General features: G+C 36.4%; 19 protein-coding genes. 6 read left to right on the forward strand and 13 right to left on the reverse strand.

From position 1 onward, the window contains the following. Positions 1-2: 2 nt before the first annotated feature. Positions 3-431, reverse strand: coding sequence for a DUF1761 domain-containing protein (locus MJQ71_RS14085; RefSeq protein ID WP_238807267.1), 429 nt, complete (start codon positions 429-431; stop codon positions 3-5). Between the two features lie 125 nt (positions 432-556). After that, entirely contained in the window at positions 557-1750 is a 1194-nt protein-coding gene (locus tag MJQ71_RS14090) for a lactonase family protein (RefSeq protein WP_238807268.1), read from the reverse strand. An 81-nt stretch (positions 1751-1831) separates the two neighbouring features. On the opposite strand from MJQ71_RS14090, the gene MJQ71_RS14095 reads away from it, so the two are divergent. Continuing rightward, positions 1832-2410 carry a GNAT family N-acetyltransferase gene (locus MJQ71_RS14095; RefSeq protein ID WP_238807269.1) on the forward strand — a complete coding sequence of 193 codons (579 nt, stop codon included), beginning with the start codon at positions 1832-1834 and terminating at the stop codon, positions 2408-2410. Between the two features lie 48 nt (positions 2411-2458). Here MJQ71_RS14095 and MJQ71_RS14100 read toward each other — a convergent pair whose 3' ends face one another. From MJQ71_RS14100 to MJQ71_RS14145, 10 genes are all read right to left on the reverse strand, one after another. Next, positions 2459-3661, reverse strand: a complete 1203-nt coding sequence (locus MJQ71_RS14100) for a pyridoxal phosphate-dependent aminotransferase (RefSeq protein WP_238807270.1) — start codon at positions 3659-3661, stop codon at positions 2459-2461. A 200-nt stretch (positions 3662-3861) separates the two neighbouring features. Further along, positions 3862-4668 carry a crotonase/enoyl-CoA hydratase family protein gene (locus tag MJQ71_RS14105; protein ID WP_238807271.1) on the reverse strand — a complete coding sequence of 269 codons (807 nt, stop codon included), beginning with the start codon at positions 4666-4668 and terminating at the stop codon, positions 3862-3864. An 87-nt stretch (positions 4669-4755) separates the two neighbouring features. Next, entirely contained in the window at positions 4756-7140 is a 2385-nt protein-coding gene (locus tag MJQ71_RS14110; protein ID WP_238807272.1) for a M1 family metallopeptidase, read from the reverse strand. Positions 7141-7270: 130 nt separating this feature from the next. Continuing rightward, complete coding sequence (locus MJQ71_RS14115) at positions 7271-7714, reverse strand: peptidylprolyl isomerase (protein WP_238807273.1); 444 nt, start codon at positions 7712-7714, stop codon at positions 7271-7273. A gap of 62 nt (positions 7715-7776) precedes the next feature. Next, entirely contained in the window at positions 7777-8763 is a 987-nt protein-coding gene (moaA, locus tag MJQ71_RS14120; RefSeq protein WP_238807274.1) for a GTP 3',8-cyclase MoaA, read from the reverse strand. Positions 8764-8786: 23 nt separating this feature from the next. Beyond that, positions 8787-9002, reverse strand: a complete 216-nt coding sequence (locus MJQ71_RS14125) for a hypothetical protein (protein ID WP_238807275.1) — start codon at positions 9000-9002, stop codon at positions 8787-8789. A 3-nt stretch (positions 9003-9005) separates the two neighbouring features. After that, positions 9006-9509, reverse strand: a complete 504-nt coding sequence (locus MJQ71_RS14130; RefSeq protein ID WP_238807276.1) for a DUF6932 family protein — start codon at positions 9507-9509, stop codon at positions 9006-9008. 75 nt (positions 9510-9584) lie between these two features. Further along, on the reverse strand, positions 9585-9827 hold the full coding sequence (gene atpC / locus MJQ71_RS14135; RefSeq protein WP_238807277.1) for an ATP synthase F1 subunit epsilon: 243 nt from the start codon (positions 9825-9827) through the stop codon (positions 9585-9587). A gap of 79 nt (positions 9828-9906) precedes the next feature. Further along, on the reverse strand, positions 9907-11412 hold the full coding sequence (gene atpD, locus MJQ71_RS14140; protein ID WP_238807278.1) for a F0F1 ATP synthase subunit beta: 1506 nt from the start codon (positions 11410-11412) through the stop codon (positions 9907-9909). Between the two features lie 315 nt (positions 11413-11727). Continuing rightward, a complete protein-coding gene (locus tag MJQ71_RS14145) occupies positions 11728-12249 on the reverse strand; it encodes a KdsC family phosphatase (RefSeq protein ID WP_238807279.1) in 522 nt (173 codons plus the stop codon). Between the two features lie 85 nt (positions 12250-12334). Here MJQ71_RS14145 and pbpC point away from each other — a divergent pair, with 85 nt between their 5' ends. Further along, entirely contained in the window at positions 12335-14671 is a 2337-nt protein-coding gene (gene pbpC, locus MJQ71_RS14150) for a penicillin-binding protein 1C (RefSeq protein ID WP_238807280.1), read from the forward strand. Positions 14672-14728: 57 nt separating this feature from the next. On the opposite strand, the gene rpsA is transcribed toward pbpC, so the two are convergent. Beyond that, the gene (rpsA, locus tag MJQ71_RS14155) at positions 14729-16570 is read right to left on the reverse strand and encodes a 30S ribosomal protein S1 (protein WP_238807281.1); all 1842 of its coding nucleotides are present in this window, start codon (positions 16568-16570) and stop codon (positions 14729-14731) included. 270 nt (positions 16571-16840) lie between these two features. On the opposite strand from rpsA, the gene MJQ71_RS14160 reads away from it, so the two are divergent. The 4 genes from MJQ71_RS14160 (at position 16841) to rfbA (ending at position 20591) form a co-directional block, all read left to right on the forward strand. Further along, positions 16841-17299 (forward strand): nucleoside deaminase, encoded by a 459-nt coding sequence (locus MJQ71_RS14160; RefSeq protein ID WP_238807282.1) that lies wholly within the window; start codon positions 16841-16843, stop codon positions 17297-17299. An 87-nt stretch (positions 17300-17386) separates the two neighbouring features. Then, positions 17387-18013, forward strand: coding sequence for a superoxide dismutase (locus MJQ71_RS14165; RefSeq protein WP_238807283.1), 627 nt, complete (start codon positions 17387-17389; stop codon positions 18011-18013). Between the two features lie 171 nt (positions 18014-18184). Continuing rightward, entirely contained in the window at positions 18185-19126 is a 942-nt protein-coding gene (gene fcl / locus MJQ71_RS14170; protein ID WP_238807284.1) for a GDP-L-fucose synthase, read from the forward strand. 607 nt (positions 19127-19733) lie between these two features. Then, positions 19734-20591 (forward strand): glucose-1-phosphate thymidylyltransferase RfbA, encoded by an 858-nt coding sequence (rfbA, locus tag MJQ71_RS14175; protein WP_238807285.1) that lies wholly within the window; start codon positions 19734-19736, stop codon positions 20589-20591. The last annotated feature ends 2 nt before the right edge of the window (positions 20592-20593 follow it).

Consider the following 20593-nt stretch of genomic DNA (forward strand, 5'->3'; position numbering starts at 1 on the left):
ACTTAGTTCATATAAATCAAGATTGCAGAGACCAGTAACAATGAAACTAAGGCATAACCTACATTGATAAAAAATAATTTCCAAGAACGGTTTTCCCAAACAATTGCACCAAGATGATAAGGCACATAAAAACCCAACCATGTGAAGAAAGCAGTACTTAATATATTTGAAACTTTACCCATTTGGGTCATTTCGGGCACATATTGCCATGCGGCAATGTTATGAGCCAATACCCATGCTAAGAAAAAATTTCCAATCACCATAAAAGCCATTCCTTTTAACATTACGGAGGGGTCTGGTTTTTGAGTCATGTCCATTTTCATTTCCTTTCCCCAAGTTTTCCCAAAAAGGGGTGTGTACCAAAGAAAGCCTAGAAAAAAATTTGCAACTACAGCTACAAGAATTGCGAGCCAATTGATGTGTATTTCCATGTTTATAAGGTTTAGGGGTTTCTACTCTTAAGGATTTTCGATTGCTCCCGTTTTGATGGTATCTGCTCCATTTTTTTTTCAAATGTATAAATTTTTTATGAAATTTAGATTTGGATATGCTACAGCTATTCCACCTCTATCATTTTCAAACAAACAGGCACAGGAACTTCTATTTGCTTGCCTGTTGGCGATAATTTTCCTGTTTTGGTATCTCTTTTAAAAATCGTGATATTATCTGTTTCTTGGTTGGCTACCAAAACAAATTTTCCGTTGGGCGTAATTATAAAATTACGAGGTATTTTTCCTAAAACTGGTTCGTTGCCGATGTAGGTCAGTTTTCCAGTTTTTTGGTCAATGCTATACATAACTATTGTGTCAATCGTGTTTGTAGGAGCAAAAACGCCATTTTTATTACCTGCATCTACAAAACGGTTTGAGCCATACAGAAACTTTCCATCGGATGAGATATGAATATCGGCACAAAAACTCTTGTTTTTATCTTTAAAATCTTTGGCAAGCGTGGTAATTGTTTGAAAAGGCGTTAATTTTCCTGAAGTATAATTGAAAGCTGTAACGGTGCTACTCAATTCTTGAATCACATAAGCAAATTTACCGTTTGGATGAACCGTAAAATGGCGTGGTCCCGAACCATCGGCTACTTTCGTAAAAACAGGATTTCCTTCTACAAGTTTGCCACTTTTTGCATCTAAACTATAAGTAATGATTTTATCAATGCCCAAGTCTGGCACAAAGACATCGGTGTTATTAGGGGCAATATTTACCGAATGAACATGTGGTTTTTCTTGACGACCAGCATTCGGGCCTTTACCTTCGTGATTAATGGTTTGCATAGCTTTTCCAAGTGAGCCATCGGTTTCAACTGGTAAAATCGACAAATTTCCTCCCGAATAATTTCCTACCAAAACCCATTTTCCAGTTTTGTCGATGCTGATGTGGCAAGGATCTGCTCCGCCTGATGATTGGGTATTGAGTTTGGTCAAATTTCCTGATTTTTTATCAAAACTATAAGCCGTAACCGAGCCTTCGCTTGTTTCGGTAACAGCATAAACAAATTTTTGGTCGGGAGAAACTGTCAAAAACGATGGATTTTTGATGCCAGTCGCCTTACTAACAGCACTAAATTCGCCAGTATTGGTATTAAATTTATAGACATAAATCCCTTCACTCGGATTCTTTGTGTCAGGACGTGTATAAGTACCAATGATTAAATATTGCTCATTTTTTGATTGAGATTTGCCGATTTGGGGTAAAAATAACAGGCTACCAAATAATGCAGAAAAAAGTTTTTTGAAGTTCATGAATAGAAGAATAAATGCGTAGTTTAAATATTTTTTTCAAAGATAATTAAATTTACGTAATTGCGGCTTTCAAACTTTATTATGCAAAAATCAACAATTAAACCTATTATTACGACTGTCAAAAATGACGATGATGTGAGAGGAATTTTGGCTTTACAACAAAAGAATCTCAAGAAAAATCTTACGCCCGAACAAATCCAAAGTCAAGGGTTTGTGACAGTCGAGCATCAATTTTCGGTACTCAAAGCCATGAACGATGCTCAACCAAGTGTTATCGTAAAAGATGGCGATACAGTAGTGGCCTATTGCTTGGCGATGTTGCCACAATTCCGCAACGATGTACCAGAATTAAAAACATTATTCGACTCAATTGACGAAATCGACTACGACGAACAAACACTAAAAGACTTTAATTACGTAGTTATGGGGCAAGTTTGCGTAGGTGAAGGCTATCGAAGCATGGGCTTTTTTGATGGAATGTATCTGAAACTTCGTGAAGAATTATCAGCAAAATTTGAATTGTGCGTAACCGATATTTCAACCAATAATACACGCTCGCTGAAAGCACACGCACGAGTAGGATTCATTCCTGTGAAAGATTTTCATGATGCAACACTCAACGAAGTTTGGCGTGTGGTTGTTTGGGATTGGAGAGCGTAAAAAAAGACGGCATCACTTGAAGCGATGCCGTCTTTTTTTGCAAAAATATTACTTCAAATTAGCCAAAGCTGCTTTTACTCTTGCAACTGCTTCTGTAAGAGCCTCATCAGAAGCGGCAGTTGAAAGACGTAAACAGTTTGGAGCTCCGAATGAGCCACCACCCACAAGTGCTACATGAGCTGTTTCTAACAACCACATACACAATTGGTCGGCATCTTTGATAGTTATGTTTCCATCAGATTTTCCGAAGTAATAACTCACATCTGGGAACGCATAAAACGCACCATCAGGCATATTTACTTTGAAACCTGGAATTTCTCTTAATAAACCAACTACCAAATTACGACGACGTAAATACGCCATTTTCATCATTTCAGCAGCCGAAGTATCTTCCCAAGCTACAACCGCAGCACGTTGAGCGATTGAGTTTGTACCCGAAGTTACTTGTCCTTGTAATTTTTCTACGGCATCAGCAATCCATTTTGCAGCGGCTATGTAACCCAAACGCCAGCCAGTCATGGCAAAACCTTTCGCAAAACCATTTACTGTAATTACTCGGTCTTTCATGCTCGGAATTGAACCCATGCTGAAATGTCCTTCGTCAGTAAAGTTGATATATTCATAGATTTCATCGGCTAAAACAAACACATTTTCGTGTTTTTCGATAACAGCTGCCAATGCTCTCAATTCTGCTTCGCTGTAAATCGAACCAGTTGGATTATTTGGCGAAGCATACATCACGATTTTTGTGCGTTCAGTAATTGCGGCTTCTAATTGCTCAGGTTTTACTTTGAAATCATTTTCAAATTTTCCTTCAACAATTACTGATTTTCCTTCGGCCAATTTTACCATTTCTGAATAACTCACCCAATAAGGAGACAAAATAGCAACTTCATCGCCTGGATTAATCAAACACGAAATAACATTTGCCAAAGAATGTTTTGCTCCCGTCGAAACCACAATGTTTTCTGGTTTCCAATCTATATTATTCTCACGTTTAAGTTTGTCTGCAATAGCCTTTCGTAGTTCAGGAATACCCGCTACTGGCGTGTAGTGGTGAAAACCAGCGTCAATTGCTGCTTTTGCAGCATCGCAAATGTGTTTTGGGGTTTTGAAATCTGGTTCTCCAACTGAGAGATTGATTACTTTGTGTCCCTGTGCCGCTAATTCACGTGACTTTTTCGACATACCAAGCGTGGCAGATTCTTCCAACGCATTGATTCTGTCAGCGACTAAATTTAATGCAGACATGATACTTTTTTGTAAAATTGATAATTAAATTGAAGAATTGAGTAAAACTGCTCAAATTCGGGTGCAAAATTACGCCCTTTCCAATTGAAAAACCACATTTTTTGAAATAAAGATTTAAGAATCGAGACAAGAGAAGTCTATTACGGAGAAATATTTATTTTTCTAATATCGTAAACCTCGCTTCTCGTATCTACACTTATCTATGGTTCAAAGTTAGCCTCACGTTTTTGCGTTTTGGCGGCAAAGGCTTCTTGAAGGTCGTTTGATAGCAGCATGGCCGCATTCCATGTCGCCATATAATTGAGTCCATCAGCAACAGAATGGTCACGGGTATGGAGCAAAATATGTTTTGTTCCACGAATCGACAATGGCGATTTTGAAGCAATCGTAGCTGCAATTTTCATCACTTCTTCCATCATCATTACTTTATTTGAAAACGAACGGTTGACAATTCCGATTTTTTCGGCTTCTTTACCTTCTACGTTTCGTCCAGTATATGCCATTTCTCGTACTAATCCATCTCCAATCAATTTCGGTAAACGCTGCAAAGTGCCTAAATCGGCCACCATTCCCATATCAATTTCTTTGATAGTAAAATAAGCATCATCTGTACAATAACGCATATCGCAGCCACAAACCAAGTCGATTCCGCCACCGATACAACCACCATGAATGGCTGCTAAAACGGGTTTTGAACAATTTTCAATCGCATTAATGGGAGCTTGTAAACGAAAAACATCTTTTCGTACTCGCTCACGGCGGCGTGCCTCACAAACAATATTTGACTGTGAAACCGACATCAACAAACTTAAATCAATTCCTGCACAAAAATGTTTACTTTCACCCCCTTCAAGCACCACTACCCGCACTTCGGGATTTTCATCAAGATACTCAAAAACCTCCGTGATTTCATCCCAAGCGGTTTGATTCAAAGCATTAGCTTTTTCTGGGCGATTAATAATTACATGAGCAATATGGTCTTGGATAGATAGCTTTAGCGTTTGCATGATGGTTTTGTTGATTTATTGAAAAAAAAACGGTGAAGTCATTTTCATCGACTTCACCGTTAAAATTAATTATTTTTTTAATTATTCTTATTTCTTATCTCCACTTGTTTGTGTTCCTGCTGGTCTATTTTTCAATGCCTCTTGCATCGGATTTGAACCACCGCCGCCGCCACGACCAGATTGTTTAAAGGCTTGGAAACGAGTTGGTTGCTCAGGCTCTTTCGGGAAAGCATTATCCGAAGTATCAATATCAGGAATTTCGTGATAAGGGTCAAGTTTAAATTTGGCTACTTTTTTGGTTGTAACCAAAGTTTTTTTCACATCTTTATCATTCAAACGCCAAATTTCAGCAGGAATTCGTACATCTTCTGTTGTTCCGTCTTCAAATTCCATTCTGATGATTACTGGCATTATTAATCCACCTTTGTTCTTTAAGTTTACCACATAAAAGTTTTTACCTGCTTCAACTAGCTTTCTGTCGTCTTCGCTCAAAGTTGATAAATACTGCTCGTATTTTTTCTTATCGGCATCTGTAACTGCGTATCTATCATAAGAATTATAAAAATCTCTCATTGAAGAATCTGCTTCAACGACTGTTTCTTTGATGTCGGTTTTATTTCTAATATTGCTCAAAGTTTGAGATTTCGCTGCGGCATCAGCTTTGGCTGCTGCTTTTTGTTTTGCTGGGTCTTGGCTGTCAACGCTGTACCATTCTACATTTACAATTGCTTGGTCGGCAGGTTCAACACCGTAAAACCAACCTTTCCAGAACCAATCCAAATCAACGCCTGAAGCATCTTCCATTGTGCGGAAGAAATCGGCTGGTGTTGGGTGTTTAAATGCCCAACGACGTGAATATTCTTTGAAAGCATAATCAAATAGTTCTCGTCCCATTACGCTTTCACGCAAGATATTCAAGCCTGTTGCTGGTTTTGAATAAGCATTTGGTCCAAATGTTCCTGGCAAAATATTATCCGAACTACTCATAATTGAATTTTGTTTATTCGGGTCGGTTTTCATATAACCTGTAATATATTGTGGCTCGATACCCGTTGCAGGAAAGTTTCTGTCCCATTCTAAGCAAGTTAAACCTTCCAAAAATGAGTTTAATCCTTCATCCATCCACGACCACTGACGTTCATCAGAGTTAACAATCATTGGGAAGAAATTATGTCCAACTTCATGAATAACAACCAAAATCAAGAAATTTTTCGTACCTTCTGAATATGTACCATCTGCTTCTGGTCTTGCACCATTAAAACTCATCATCGGATATTCCATGCCTCCAACCGAACCATGCACAGAATAAGCAACTGGATAAGGGTACGCAACACTACGTTTTGAGTAGTTTACCAAAGTATGAGCCACAACTCTCGTAGAATATTGTCCCCAAAGTGGATTTGCTTCTTTTGGGTAAAGCGACATCGCCCAAACTTTTTTACCTTCTACATCTACTTGCATTGCGTCCCAAATAAATTTACGAGAAGCTGCAAAAGCAAAGTCACGTACATTTTTTGCTGCATAAATCCAAGTTTTTTTACCAGTTGGCTTGCCTTTTTCTGCTGCTTCTGCTTCTTCTTGCGTTACGATTGCTATTGGATTTTTAGTATTTTTCGCTTGTTCCCAACGCTTAATTTGTGTAGCAGTCAATACATCTTTTGTATTTTGAAGTTCACCCGTTGCACCAACAACCATATCATTCGGAACAGTTAGAGCAACTTTATAATCTCCAAATGGTAAAGTAAATTCACCTTGACCTAAAAATTGTTTATGTTGCCAGCCATTTACATCATCATAAACCGCCATGCGAGGAAACCATTGAGCAATTTCATACAATACATTTCCATCTTTTGGGAAAAGCTCGTAGCCGCTTCTGCCTCCAACTGATTTTAAGTCAATTATGTTAAATTTCCAGTCAACTTGTAGTGTAAAAGCCATTCCTTTAGCCAATGGTGCGGGCATATCTACTCGCATCATTGTTCCGTTGATGGTATATTTTAGGTCTTTTCCAAGAGCATCTTTTACCGCAGAAATTTTGTACCCATAATCTTTATCATCTGCACCTGATAGATTTCCAAGTGTATTAAAACTTGCTCCATTGGCTGGGTTAATAGCTGATTGTTTTGCTATATTACTTGTCGAGTTTTTGGCAAAAAGATTTTGGTCAAGTTGTAACCACAAATACCTTAATTCTTCGGGAGCATTATTGGTATAAGTGATTTTTTCGGTTGCCGTAATAGATTGTTTTGTATCATCTAATTCGGCTTTAATATCATAGTCTGCCTTTTGTTGCCAGTAATCACGCCCAGGGCTACCTGCAGCCGTACGAAAGGTGTTTGGAGTGGGCAACGCCGTACCCATTTGTTCAAAACGTGTATTGGCATTGTACTCCGTTGTTGCTGCGGGTCGCTGTGCATTGGCAAAAAAAGCACAGTTAAAAGCAAATAATGTAATAATGGATAGTTTTTTCATATAAAATAGATGAAGTTTGATTTTATGCGAAGATAGGAATAAATAATTATTTCTGATAAAGCTATAAATAAAAAGCTGCTCGAAAAACATTTTTCGAACAGCTTTTTATAGGTTTGAAACCCAGCTAAAATTAAGCTACTGTTTCAATAATATTAATTTTTTGAATTTTATCTCCTTGACGAATTTCATCAACGATGTCTAAACCTTCTACAACTTTACCGAAACAAGTATGATTACGGTCTAAATGTTGTGTATTTGCACGATTATGGCAAATGAAAAACTGTGAACCGCCTGTGTTTCTTCCTCGGTGAGCCATCGAAAGAACGCCTTTATCGTGGTATTGGTTATTTCCTGTCAATTCACATTGTATTGTATATCCTGGACCACCCGCACCTGTACCAGTTGGGTCGCCACCTTGAATCATAAAGTTTGGAATCACACGGTGGAAAATCAAACCATCGTAAAATCCTTTTTTAGCTAATGTAACAAAGTTATTTACTGCAATCGGAGCATCTTGCTCATAAAATTCGATTGTCATCGTACCTTTATCGGTAATCATTTCTGCTTTTAACATACTTTTTTTGAATTTGGTAATTTTGATTTTTTCTTGATATAAATAAAATTCTAATTAATTTTTTACCCTCCAATGGTCGTCATTGATTCTGAAACTACGCTTGTTCGTCGATTTTCTGCCTCAAAACCATCTTTTGCTCGATTTTGTAAAGCCTCATAAATAAGATTCTTGATTTCTTCATCTGATAATTTCTGACGCATAAAATCTCTTACATTGAAAACACCATCGTCGTACAAACAAGTTCGGAAACTGCCCGTTGGTGTTACTCGAATACGATTACAAGTTCCACAAAATGTTCGACTGAATGCTGCAATTACACCAACTGTTCCTTTAAAATTAGGAATATGATAATTATACGAAGTCGAATTGGGTTCGTCTTGCACTTTATAAAGCTCAGGATGTACCGAGCGAATCAAATCAATGATACGCTTATAGCTCCAAAACTCCATTTGTTCTGGACGTAACCCTTCACCATTAAAAGGCATTTCTTCTATAAATCGTAGGGAAACATTTTGATTTCGAGCTAATTCGACCATCGACAAAATATCTTCATCGTTTTTACCTGCCATCACAACAGTGTTGATTTTTACAGGAATGTCATGTTCAAGAAGAGCTTCAAGCGTAGCCCAAACTTTTGGAAATTCATCTCGACGAGTGATTTCAAAAAAACGTTGACGGTCAAGCGAATCAAGGCTAAGATTGACTGAACTAATACCAATTTTTTTCAATTCTGGTACTAATGGGGCTGTCAACACGCCATTTGTAGTAATATTGATTTTTTGAATGCCTTCAATTTCTGATAATTTCCATAGAAATGGAATAATATCACGTCTCACAAAAGGTTCACCACCTGTGATTCGGACTTTATTAATGCCCATTTCTGCCAAAATCGTGCAAAGTCGAATCATTTCTTCATAGCTCAATAAATGCGGTTTCGGCAGATACTGAATGCCTTCTTCGGGCATACAATAAAAGCAACGCAAATTACAGCGGTCGGTAACAGCCAACCGTAAATAATTAATGGGTCTTCCGTGATTATCTATGAGCATTGAAATGAGTATTTCTTTATAAATTATGCCGCAATCATTGCGTGAACTTCGATTTTATATATACTTAGTGCTTCTTGAAGTTCAGCAACAGCTCTTTCTTTTAAAAACTCATATTGTTCACGAGATAAATCGTCTCCTGTGGAGGTGGTGTGAAAATCTATCATTTGATTGAGTTTTTCTATTTGTTTTAATACTTCTAAAACCTTCAAGTCATAATCGGATATGATTTCTTTTTCCATGTTTCAGTTGAATTTTATTTGAATAAAACCTTTTGGGAAAGACTTGCCTTCCTTATTTATTTTTGAATTAGTAAATTTATCCACCCAATAATATTTATCAAGCGTTGTTGCATAAAACATTTGATGTTCTTCAGGAAATAATTTCAAAATATATGCGTCAACCTGGGTGGCTTTCCATGTTTTAACGGCAGTAAATTTATTTCTAATTAAATCTTCAAAATGTTCTTGAATTTGATATTCAAGCAAAATAACAACGTCAATATCATTTGGATTTATTTTTCGAGAAATAAAACTACCATTTATCCACAAAGTAAATGATTTACAAATTTCGGTTTGAAATTCGACAATATATGCCTCAAATTTCTCAAAAAGTTTATAGCGATTAGATGTCTCCTCAAAACTTTCAACAAAAACTTGCTTAAAATCGTCCCAAGAAACATCAATTATTTCATTAGGTATAAGATTATCCCGAATATCAAACTCTAATTCCATCAAGTAAATATACATTCGTTTCCATCAAAAAACCAAAAGAGGCACAGAATTCTCTATGCCTCTTTTGGGTATTCTTTTCAAGAAAAGTTTTTAAGCTACTGACTCAGCTAGAACCAAAACTTTATTTTTGGCTGCTTCAACTACGCCACCATCCACAACGAAAGTTTCCTTTTTGCCGTTTGCTTCGATAACTAAGTTTCCCTTAGCGAGTGTGCTAACGATGGGTGCGTGGTCTTTCAAGATTTGAAACCCACCGTTGCTTCCCGGTAAAGTTACCGAATCAACCACACCAGCGTAAACTTTTTTATCAGGAGTAATTATTTCTAAATTCATTTTTTCATTGAGATGCGAGACTCGAGATGTGGGATAAGAGTTAATTATTCATTCTCATATCTCATATCTCATATCTCAGTTATTTGTTTGCTTCTGCAATTAATTTCTCTCCTTTCACTACTGCATCTTCGATAGTTCCTACCAAGTTGAATGCTGCTTCTGGAAGGTGGTCATAATCGCCATCCATAATTTGATTAAAGCCTTTGATTGTATCATTAATATCAACCAAAACTCCTTTCAAACCTGTAAATTGCTCGGCAACGAAGAACGGTTGAGACAAGAAACGTTGTACACGTCTTGCACGTGATACAGTCAATCTATCTTCTTCTGAAAGTTCTTCTAAACCAAGAATCGCAATAATATCTTGTAATTCTTTGTAACGTTGTAAAATCAACTTCACACGTTGAGCTGTGTTGTAGTGAGCTGCACCCAATACATTAGCCGATAAAATACGTGATGATGAATCAAGAGGGTCAACCGCAGGATAGATACCTAACTCAGCAATTTTACGACTCAATACGGTAGTTGCATCAAGGTGAGTAAATGTTGTTGCAGGAGCAGGGTCAGTTAAGTCATCGGCAGGTACATAAACGGCTTGTACTGATGTAATCGAACCACGCTTAGTTGAAGCGATACGCTCTTGCATCGTACCCATTTCAGTTGCCAATGTTGGCTGATAACCTACCGCTGATGGCATACGACCTAAAAGGGCAGAAACCTCAGAACCCGCTTGAGTAAAACGGAAGATATTATCAATAAAGAAAAGGATATCACGACCTTTGCCTTCGCCATCTCCATCACGGAAATGCTCAGCAACTGTCAAACCTGAAAGGGCAACTCTTGCTCTCGCTCCAGGAGGCTCGTTCATTTGACCGAAGATAAACGTTGCTTGTGAATCTTTCAAAGCTTCTCTATCTACTACGCTCAAATCCCAACCACCTTCTTCCATCGAATGTTTAAATTTGTCACCGTATTTCACGATACCAGATTCAATCATCTCACGAAGTAAGTCATTACCTTCACGTGTACGCTCACCTACACCAGCAAATACTGAAAGACCAGCATAAGCTTTTGCAATATTATTAATCAACTCTTGAATCAATACGGTTTTACCTACACCCGCACCACCAAATAAACCGATTTTACCACCTTTTACATAAGGAGCCAAAAGGTCAATTACTTTGATACCAGTGAAAAGTACTTCGGTTGCAGTTGCTAAGTCTTCAAACTTAGGAGCAGCACGGTGAATCGACATACCTTTGGTTGTCACTTCGCCCAAACCATCAATCGCTTCTCCAACAACGTTAAACAAACGTCCTTTGATTTCTTCGCCCGTAGGCATTGTAATTGGTGAACCCAAGTGAAGAACTTCCATTCCACGTTGTAAACCTTCTGTTCCGTCCATCGCAATGGCACGAACTCGGTCTTCACCAAGGTGTTGTTGAACTTCAAGAATTACTTTCTGACCGTTTGCCTTTGTTACTGACAACGCATCAAGAATTGGAGGGATTTGAGAACCTTCGCCTTCAAAACTCACGTCCACTACGGGTCCGATAATCTGTGAGACTTTACCGATATTTGCCATTTATTGAGAATTTTTAAATTAAAATCTGAAACAGTGATTTTGTGTACTCGCATTTCAGCGTGCAAAATTAGATAATCAAGTTCTTAAAAGCAAAACTTGTGACATAGTTTTTGTATTTTTTTTAGAGAAATGTTCTTTTTCTGCCCTTTTTGTTGGAGTAAAAGAGGAAAAAAGAATTTTGAATTATTTATTACAGACTTTGCCGAAAATTATTGACGCTTTTTTCAATGCTATTTAAAGATTATTGTCATAACATCAGGCTTCAAGCCAAAACATATCATCGATGTTTAGTTAAAAAAAAATATTGATTTCAAATCAAAATATTTTCATCCATTTCCCTTGTTCTTTCATCACTAATTCGATGACTTCTCGCACGGCACAATCGCCACCTTTACGTGTCGAATTGAAATCTGCTATTTCAATAATTTCTTCTACTGCATCGGCTGGACAAGCAGATAAAACGGCTCGATGCTTCATAATTTCCCAATCTGGCAAATCGTCGCCCATAAATACAATTTCATCGGCCGAAAGATTATTATCGGCAATATATTTATCAAAAACTGATAACTTTTGATCGGTTTTTACACCTAAAAAAATATCTTTTACACCCAATAACGAAAGTCGTTCTCGAATACTTTCTTCTTTCCCGCCCGAGATAATAGCAATTCTAAACCCTGACCTTACGGCTTTTCCCATTGCATAGCCATCTTTTACATTGAAAACCCTTGCTAATTCGCCACCACGTAAGGCTATTACTGTTGCATCGGTCAATACGCCATCAACATCAAAGATAAAAGTTGTGATTTTTCGGAGCTGAGATTTGAGTTTGATATTCATAAAATTTGGTTTTGTTCATTAAAATATTTTGCATAAAATTCGCATAAATTCGTTTAATTCGTGCGATATGTGTTGTATTATTTTTATGATTGAACGAATAAAGTCAAAACTCTTCTCATTTCTGAAAACTCGCTGGGCAAAAACAATCTTGGTTTTTCTTGGTGTTTTTTTTCTATTAAATTTCCTTTTTCCACCAAAAATAAACGTGCATTATTCAACCATTGTCACTGATTCAAACGGTGAGATATTACACGCTTTTCTGAGTTCTGACGAAAAATGGCGAATGTTTGTCGAATTAAAAGAAATTACACCCACGCTCCGAAAAGCTATTTTGGCCAAAGAAGACAAATATTTTCAATATCATTTTGGTGTAAATCCTGTTGCTATTTGTCGAGCCGTTTTCAACAATATTACAAAAAAACGACGTACTTCGGGAGCGAGTACGATTACGATGCAAGTTGTGCGAATGCTGAATCCAGAAGAAAGGACTTATTGGAATAAACTCTCTGAAATTTTGCGGGCGATTCAGTTAGAAATCTTTTATTCAAAGGATGAAATATTGCAAATGTATCTCAATCTTGTGCCTTACGGGTCGAATATTGAAGGCATTAAATCTGCCTCTTACTTATACTTTCAAAAATCGCCTGACCGATTAAGTTTAGCAGAAGTTACGACCCTTGTTATCATTCCAAATAGACCGACGAGCCTAAAGTTAGGCACAAAAAACCCTTTAATTGTTGAAGAAAGAAACAAACGTTTGAAGACGTTTCAAGCAGAGCAACTGTTTGATAATCAATCAATTAATGATGCTTTACGAGAACCTTTACTTGTTTTTCGACATGAAGCTCCCAAAAATGCTCCACATTTATCACTCAGATTGAAGAAACAATTTCCTGATGAAGCAATTATTGTATCGAGCGTCAAAAAAGCAACGCAAGCAAAAGTCGAGCAAATGGTTGCCAATTATGTCAATCGCACACGAGTAATGAATATCAATAATGCCGCAGTTTTGGTCATTAACAACCAAACGATGCAGGTAGAAGCTTACATTGGTTCAGCGGGTTTTAATGACAATTTTGATGGTGGACAAGTAGATGGCGTGCAAGCTGTTCGTTCACCAGGAAGTGCTTTAAAACCAATTTTATACGCAACAGCTTTTGATAAAGGTATAATTACACCTAAAAATATCATCAATGATGTGCCGACAAATTTCAATGGATTTGAGCCCGAAAATTTTGACCGAAAGTTTAACGGTAAAGTAAGCATTGAGTTTGCTTTGGCAAATTCTTTAAATATTCCTGCTGTAAAAGTTGTTCGAGATTTGGGAAAATCGACACTCATTGAACAACTCAAAAAAGCTGATTTTCAAACAGTAAAAAAACAAGAAAAAGATTTAGGCCTTTCGATTGTACTCGGTGGCTGTGGAGTTACGCTCGAAGAAATGACACAACTTTATGCAGCTTTTGCCAATGAAGGAAATTGGCAGAAAGTAACAATGCTTTATGATAAAGATGTTAAAAAAAAACCAAGTCATACGCCAATTATTTCGGCAGCGGCGAGTTATCTCATCACCGACATTTTAGCTCAAATCAAACGTCCTGATTTGCCTAATAATTTTGATTACACGTATCGTTTACCAAAAATAGCTTGGAAAACAGGTACGTCGTTTGGTCGTCGAGATGCATGGAGTATTGGATTCAATAAAAAATATACGATTGGGGTTTGGGTTGGTAATTTTTCAGGAGAAGGTGTTCCTGAATTAAGTGGAGCTGAAATTGCTACGCCTTTACTTTTTCAAATTTTCAACACAATTGATTATAATACTTCGGGAGAATGGTTTCATCAGCCAAATGCCGTGGTTTCTCGACAAGTTTGTGCTGAGTCAGGCGACCTCCCGAGCGATTATTGTAGTAATAAAATCTTAGATTATTCCATCAAAGGCATTTCTCATACACGTAAGTGTACACATCTCAAGAAATTTTATGTAAATCTTTCAGAATCAATAAGTTATTGTACCCAATGTTTACCTGTTAGTGGCTACAAAGAAAAGCTTTATACTAATCTAGCTCCTGAGTTAGTTAGCTTTTATGAACAAAAACATATTCTTTACGAGAAAATCCCAACTCATAATCCAAATTGCACAAGGTTTTTCAAGATAGCCAATAATGCACCAATTATTACGAATCCTAATAACGGTAGTGAGTATTATATTAGCAAAAATGATTCGCAACAAATACAATTGTCTTGTCAAACTTCCAATGACGTAAAAGAAGTTTATTGGTACTTAAACGACCGACTTTTACAAAAAACATTGTCAAATAAGCCTCTTTTTTTTGCTCCAACAGTTGGGAAACTTAAAATATCGTGTACCGACGACAAAGGAAGAAGTAGCAATATTTGGGTCATCGTGAAGGAAGAATAAATAAAAAAGACTTCCCTTACGAGAAGTCTTTTTTATTATTTTTAAACGAGAAACGAATTATCCTTCAGTTTCTTCAGCCGCTGGAGCAGCTGCATCTTTCTTTTTAGAAAGTTTCTTTTTCTCGCCTTCTACCATTGCGTCTTTCAATGCTGAAAGAGCTGATAAATCGCCAAGAGTTGATTTCTCGTCGTTATTATTGTTAGAAGTAGCAGTTGTAGTTGCTTCTTTTCCACCTTTTTTCTTCACTTCTTTCTTCTCTTCTTCTTTAGGAGCTTCCCAAGTTTTAGAGTGTGAAAGCATGATTTTTTTCTCTTCTTTGTGGAATTCTAACACTTGGAATGTTAATTTTTCTCCAGCTTCAGCAACAGTGCCATCAGCTTTAGTCAAATGTTTCAACAAAGCATAACCTTCAATTCCGTAAGGAAGTTCAAGTGTTGCTTGTTTGTCATTTTTAGAGATAATTGTACATTCTTGGTCAGAACCTACTGTGAAGATATGTTCAAACGTATCCCAAGGATTTTCTTCTAAGTGTTTGTGGCTAAGAGCTAAACGACGATTTTCGCCATCTAATTCTAATACCATTACTTCAAGAGCATCTCCAACTTTTACGAAGTCAGATGGGTGTTTGATTTTCTTAGTCCAAGACAAATCAGAAACGTGAACTAAACCATCAATACCTTCTTCTAATTCTAAGAAAATACCGAAGTTAGTCATGTTACGTACAGTACCAGTGTGTTTTGTATTCACACCATACTTATTGATAAGATCTTGTTTTGTCCAAGGGTCTTCAGTTAATTGTTTGATACCCAATGACATTTTACGGTCATCACGGTCAAGCGTCAATACAACTGCGTCGATTTCATCACCGATTTTCAAGAAATCTGATGGGTTACGCAAATGTTGCGACCATGACATTTCTGAAACGTGGATTAAACCTTCAACACCTGGTTTCAATTCTAAGAAAGCACCGTAATCGGCAATGTTTACGATTTTACCTCTTACTTTAGAACCGATTGATAATTCAGCAGCCAAAGAATCCCAAGGGTGTGATTCTAATTGCTTCATACCTAACGAAATACGTTTCTTGTCTTCATCAAAGTCTAAAACTACAACTTTAATACGTTGGTCAAGTTTCAATAATTCGTTTGGATGGTTAATACGGCCCCATGAAATATCTGTGATGTGCAATAGACCATCTACGCCACCAAGGTCAATGAATACACCGAAGTTAGTGATGTTTTTAACAACACCTTCCAATACTTGTCCTTTTTCAAGGTTAGTAAGGATAACTTGACGTTGTGTTTCAAGGTCTTTCTCGATAAGAATTTTGTGCGAAACTACTACGTTGTCGTTAGTATGGTTGATTTTCACAACTTTCACTTCCATTTTCTTACCAACGAAAATATCAAAGTCACGAATTGGTTTTACATCAATTTGTGAACCTGGCAAGAACGCCTCAATTCCATAAATATCTACAATCAAACCACCTTTTGTGCGGCGTTTTACCAAAGCATCAATAATTGCATCTTCAGTAAATGATTTTTCGATGTTACTCCAAGCAGTCAATACTCTAGCTTTTTTGCGAGAAATTACTAACTGGCCCATTGCATCTTCTTGCTTCTCGATGAAAACTTCCACTTGGTCACCTACTGCTAGGTTTGGAAGGTCACGGAATTCAGAAATCGAAACTAAACCGTCTGATTTAAAACCAATGTTTAATAATACTTCACGGTCAGTGATACCTACAACCGTTGCCATTACTACATCTTTCTCAGCAACTTTAGCGAGAGTTTCGCTATAAAGTGCTTCTAATGTTGCTTTTTCGGTTGCTGAATAGCCTCCGCCAATACCTCTTTTGGTGACCTTGTCCCAGTCAAAATCTGCAATTTGTGCTGCCATAATATGTTGATTTTTAGCTCTTTATACATCAACCCATCGAGCCGCCTGAGTTGAAAATGGTTAAAAATGAATTATACCTTTGCAAAAAGGAGTGCAAAAGTACAAAATTATTGTGAATAAACAAGGCTTTTACATGGAAAAAATGATTCCGAGGGAATCATTAAGAGAATAGCTAATAGCTGTTAAAGTAATTGTTTTTAAGGTTTTTTCTCCTGTCAAGCATATCAAATCTTGTATCTAAAAGTATCTTTGCAAAAAAACTAAATATGTATGGCACAACATTATCCTTTATACTCCCATGAATATTTCATGGCAAAAGCACTCGACCTTGCAGTTCAGGCAGGAGAAGCGGGAGAAATACCTGTTGGTGCTATTGTTGTGGCTGGCGGAAGCAAGATTATTGGAAAAGGAAGTAATCAAACCGAACAATTAAATGACGTAACAGCCCATGCAGAAATCATTGCGATTACGGCTGCAACACAATTTTTAGGAGCAAAATATTTAAAAGAATGTACACTTTATGTTACGCTTGAGCCATGTGTGATGTGTGCAGGAGCACTACATTGGTCACAAATTGATAGAATTGTTTTTGGAGCATCTGACACCAAACGTGGCTTTAGTCGGGTGAGCCCACCTATACTTCACCCCAAAACCAACGTTGTCAAAGGCATTTTAGAAATGGACTGCGAAATTGTTTTGAAGAATTTTTTCAAGGGTTTGCGAACATAAATTTGTTTGTTAGCGTTTAGGCTTTAACGTTGACGTAGAATTGTCACTTAAAAAATTATAATCTAATCTTTAAAACTTGTTTCAAAAATGGCATATACACTCGAACCTCTTCCTTATTTAAGTGATGCTTTAGAGCCACACTTCGACAAAGCAACCATGGAAATCCACCATGACCGTCATCATCAAGCTTATGTAACTAACCTTAACAATGCCATTGCTGGCACTGAAATGGAAGGCTTATCATTGAAAGAACTATTGGCCAATATCAGCAAATATCCAGCACCCGTTCGTAATAATGGTGGTGGGCATTTCAACCATGATTTATTCTGGAATATTCTTTCTCCAAACGGTGGTGGCGAGCCTTCAAGTACTTTGGGTGCAGCTATTGACGAAACTTGGGGTTCGTTAGCAAACTTTAAGGATGAATTCAAAAAAGCGGCAATAGGTCGTTTTGGTTCGGGCTGGGCTTGGCTCTGTGTTGATGACCAAGAAAAATTATTTATTACCTCAACACCTAATCAAGACAATCCTTTGATGGATATTGCTGAAAAAAAAGGTATTCCAGTATTAGGCTTAGATGTTTGGGAACACGCTTATTATTTAAAATTCCAAAACAAACGCCCTGATTACATTGATTCATTCTGGAATATTGTTGATTGGGATGCTGTTCAAAAACGTTATTCTAATGCCAAAAGAGTAATTCCAAACGCATAAGATATTAATAAAATACATAAAAAGAGGTCATCTTAAAGCTTTAAGATGACCTCTTTTTGTATCAATGAAGTTCTTTTTTACTTCACCTTTTTTTAATCTTTCACTAATTAGCTTACTTTTGTTCTTCGTTAAGACTAAAAGCATATAATTTAGAAGAAAAGTATATAGCAAATGAATAAAAACGCCAAAATCTATATCGCAGGCCATAGAGGCATGGTTGGTTCTGCAATCTTTCGTAAACTTCAACAAGACGGATTCACCAACATTATATATCGAACTTCTCAAGAACTAGACCTAAGAAATCAGGAAAAAGTATTTTCTTTTTTTGAACTCGAAAAACCTGAATATGTATTTTTAGCAGCTGCTAAAGTTGGTGGCATTGCAGCCAATAATATTTTTCGAGCTGATTTTATTTATGAAAACCTAACGCTACAAAACAACATCATTCATGCTTCTTATTTGAATGGTGTAAAAAAATTGATGTTTTTAGGTTCTTCATGTATTTACCCAAAAATGGCTCCTCAGCCACTTAAAGAAGAATATTTATTGACAGGTTTACTTGAGCCTACCAACGAGCCTTATGCCATTGCCAAAATTGCAGGAATAAAAATGTGTGAATCCTATCGAAACCAATATGGTTGCGATTTTATTTCGGTCATGCCTACAAACCTTTACGGTACTAATGATAATTATGACTTACAAAATTCACACGTTTTGCCAGCCATGATTAGAAAATTTCATGAAGCGAAAGTAAATCAGCATGCCACCGTGAATCTTTGGGGTTCTGGCTCTCCGATGAGAGAGTTTTTGTATGCTGACGATTTAGCAGACGCTTGTGTATTTTTAATGCAAAATTATAGCGAAGAAGGATTTGTAAATATTGGTTCAGGAGTTGATGTAAGTATCAAAGAATTGGCCGAAATAGTTAAAACAACAGTAGGATTTGAAGGTGAAATTGTTTGGGATAGCACCAAACCAGATGGCACTCCACGCAAATTGATGGACGTAAGCAAACTCCATAGCCTCGGTTGGACACATACAATAAACCTTGAAAAAGGAATTGGATTAGCTTATCAAGACTTTTTAAAAAATCATGATACATTAAGATTGTAACTAATTAGATTCTTATGTCAAGTTTTTTGTTATTTTAATAATTTATTTTTGAGATAATTAACAGTTCTTCAAAAATTCAAGCAAAATCTAATTTTCTTGTAAAAGTGCAAAAATGTTTCTATTTTAATCTATATTTAAACAAAAACTTATTAGATATTAATTATTGAAACCATTTGGCTAAATATTACCACTTAACAATTATTAACCAACACGTCTCATTTTTACCGATTAATAAATAAATGATTGATTAAAGTTTATATTTAGATGGAAATTAGTACTTTTGTGACCAAGTTAATGATTTTAATCTAAAATCAATTAGTAAAATCCTGAATTTAGAATTCAATTTCGTTTGATTATTAATTTAGAATTTGATTATATTTAATCCTAAATTTATTTCGTTTTTAACGCTATAAATTTATGTTTTTGTCATAAAATATGGTATCCAAATCTATTTTGGAAAAGGGTAAAGTACAATAAAATTGCTATTAAAAAGTTTCATTATATCTATTGAGTGAAGTTGAAAATAATGTTTCTCTATTAAAATTAATATTTTTAATTAAAGTGGGAAAGTAATATTATTACAATAACATTTTCTAAAAAAAACTTTATGAAAGGGATTATATTAGCTGGAGGCTCAGGTACTCGACTACACCCACTTACATTGGCAGTTAGCAAGCAATTAATGCCTGTTTATGACAAGCCAATGATTTATTACCCACTATCAATATTGATGTTGGCGGGTATTAAGGAAATTCTTATTATTTCAACTCCGCATGATTTACCTCATTTCCAAAAACTTTTGGGTGATGGTAGTAGAATTGGTTGTAGCTTCAGTTATGCCGAGCAGCCTAGTCCAGATGGTTTAGCTCAAGCATTTATTATTGGAGCTGATTTTATTGGCGATGACAGTGTTGCATTGGTTTTAGGAGACAATATTTTTTATGGTGGCGGTTTGAGCAAATTACTCCAAAATAGTACCAATCCTGATGGTGGTGTTGTATTTGCTTATCAAGTAAACGACCCGGAACGTTATGGTGTGGTTGAATTTGACGAAAATTTAAAGGCTATTTCAATAGAAGAAAAACCACAAACACCAAAATCAAACTTTGCTGTTCCTGGATTATATTTTTATGATAACAAGGTTGTTGAAATTGCTCGAAATATTAAGCCGTCTCCAAGAGGGGAATTAGAAATAACCGACATTAATCGTTATTATTTAGAGCAAGGCAAATTGAGCGTTGGAATAATGAATAGAGGAACCGCATGGCTTGATACTGGAACCTTTCAATCTTTGATGCAAGCGGGTCAGTTTGTTCAAGTTATAGAGGAGCGTCAAGGGCTTAAAATAGGTTGTATTGAAGAAGTAGCCTTTAGAATGGGCTATATTGATGAGCAACAATTGAAAAAAGTTGCCACACCATTAGTTAAAAGTGGTTATGGTCAATATCTGTTAGGTTTGGTATAAAT

Source organism: Emticicia aquatica, assembly GCF_923079645.1.
Lineage (GTDB): Bacteria > Bacteroidota > Bacteroidia > Cytophagales > Spirosomataceae > Emticicia > Emticicia aquatica.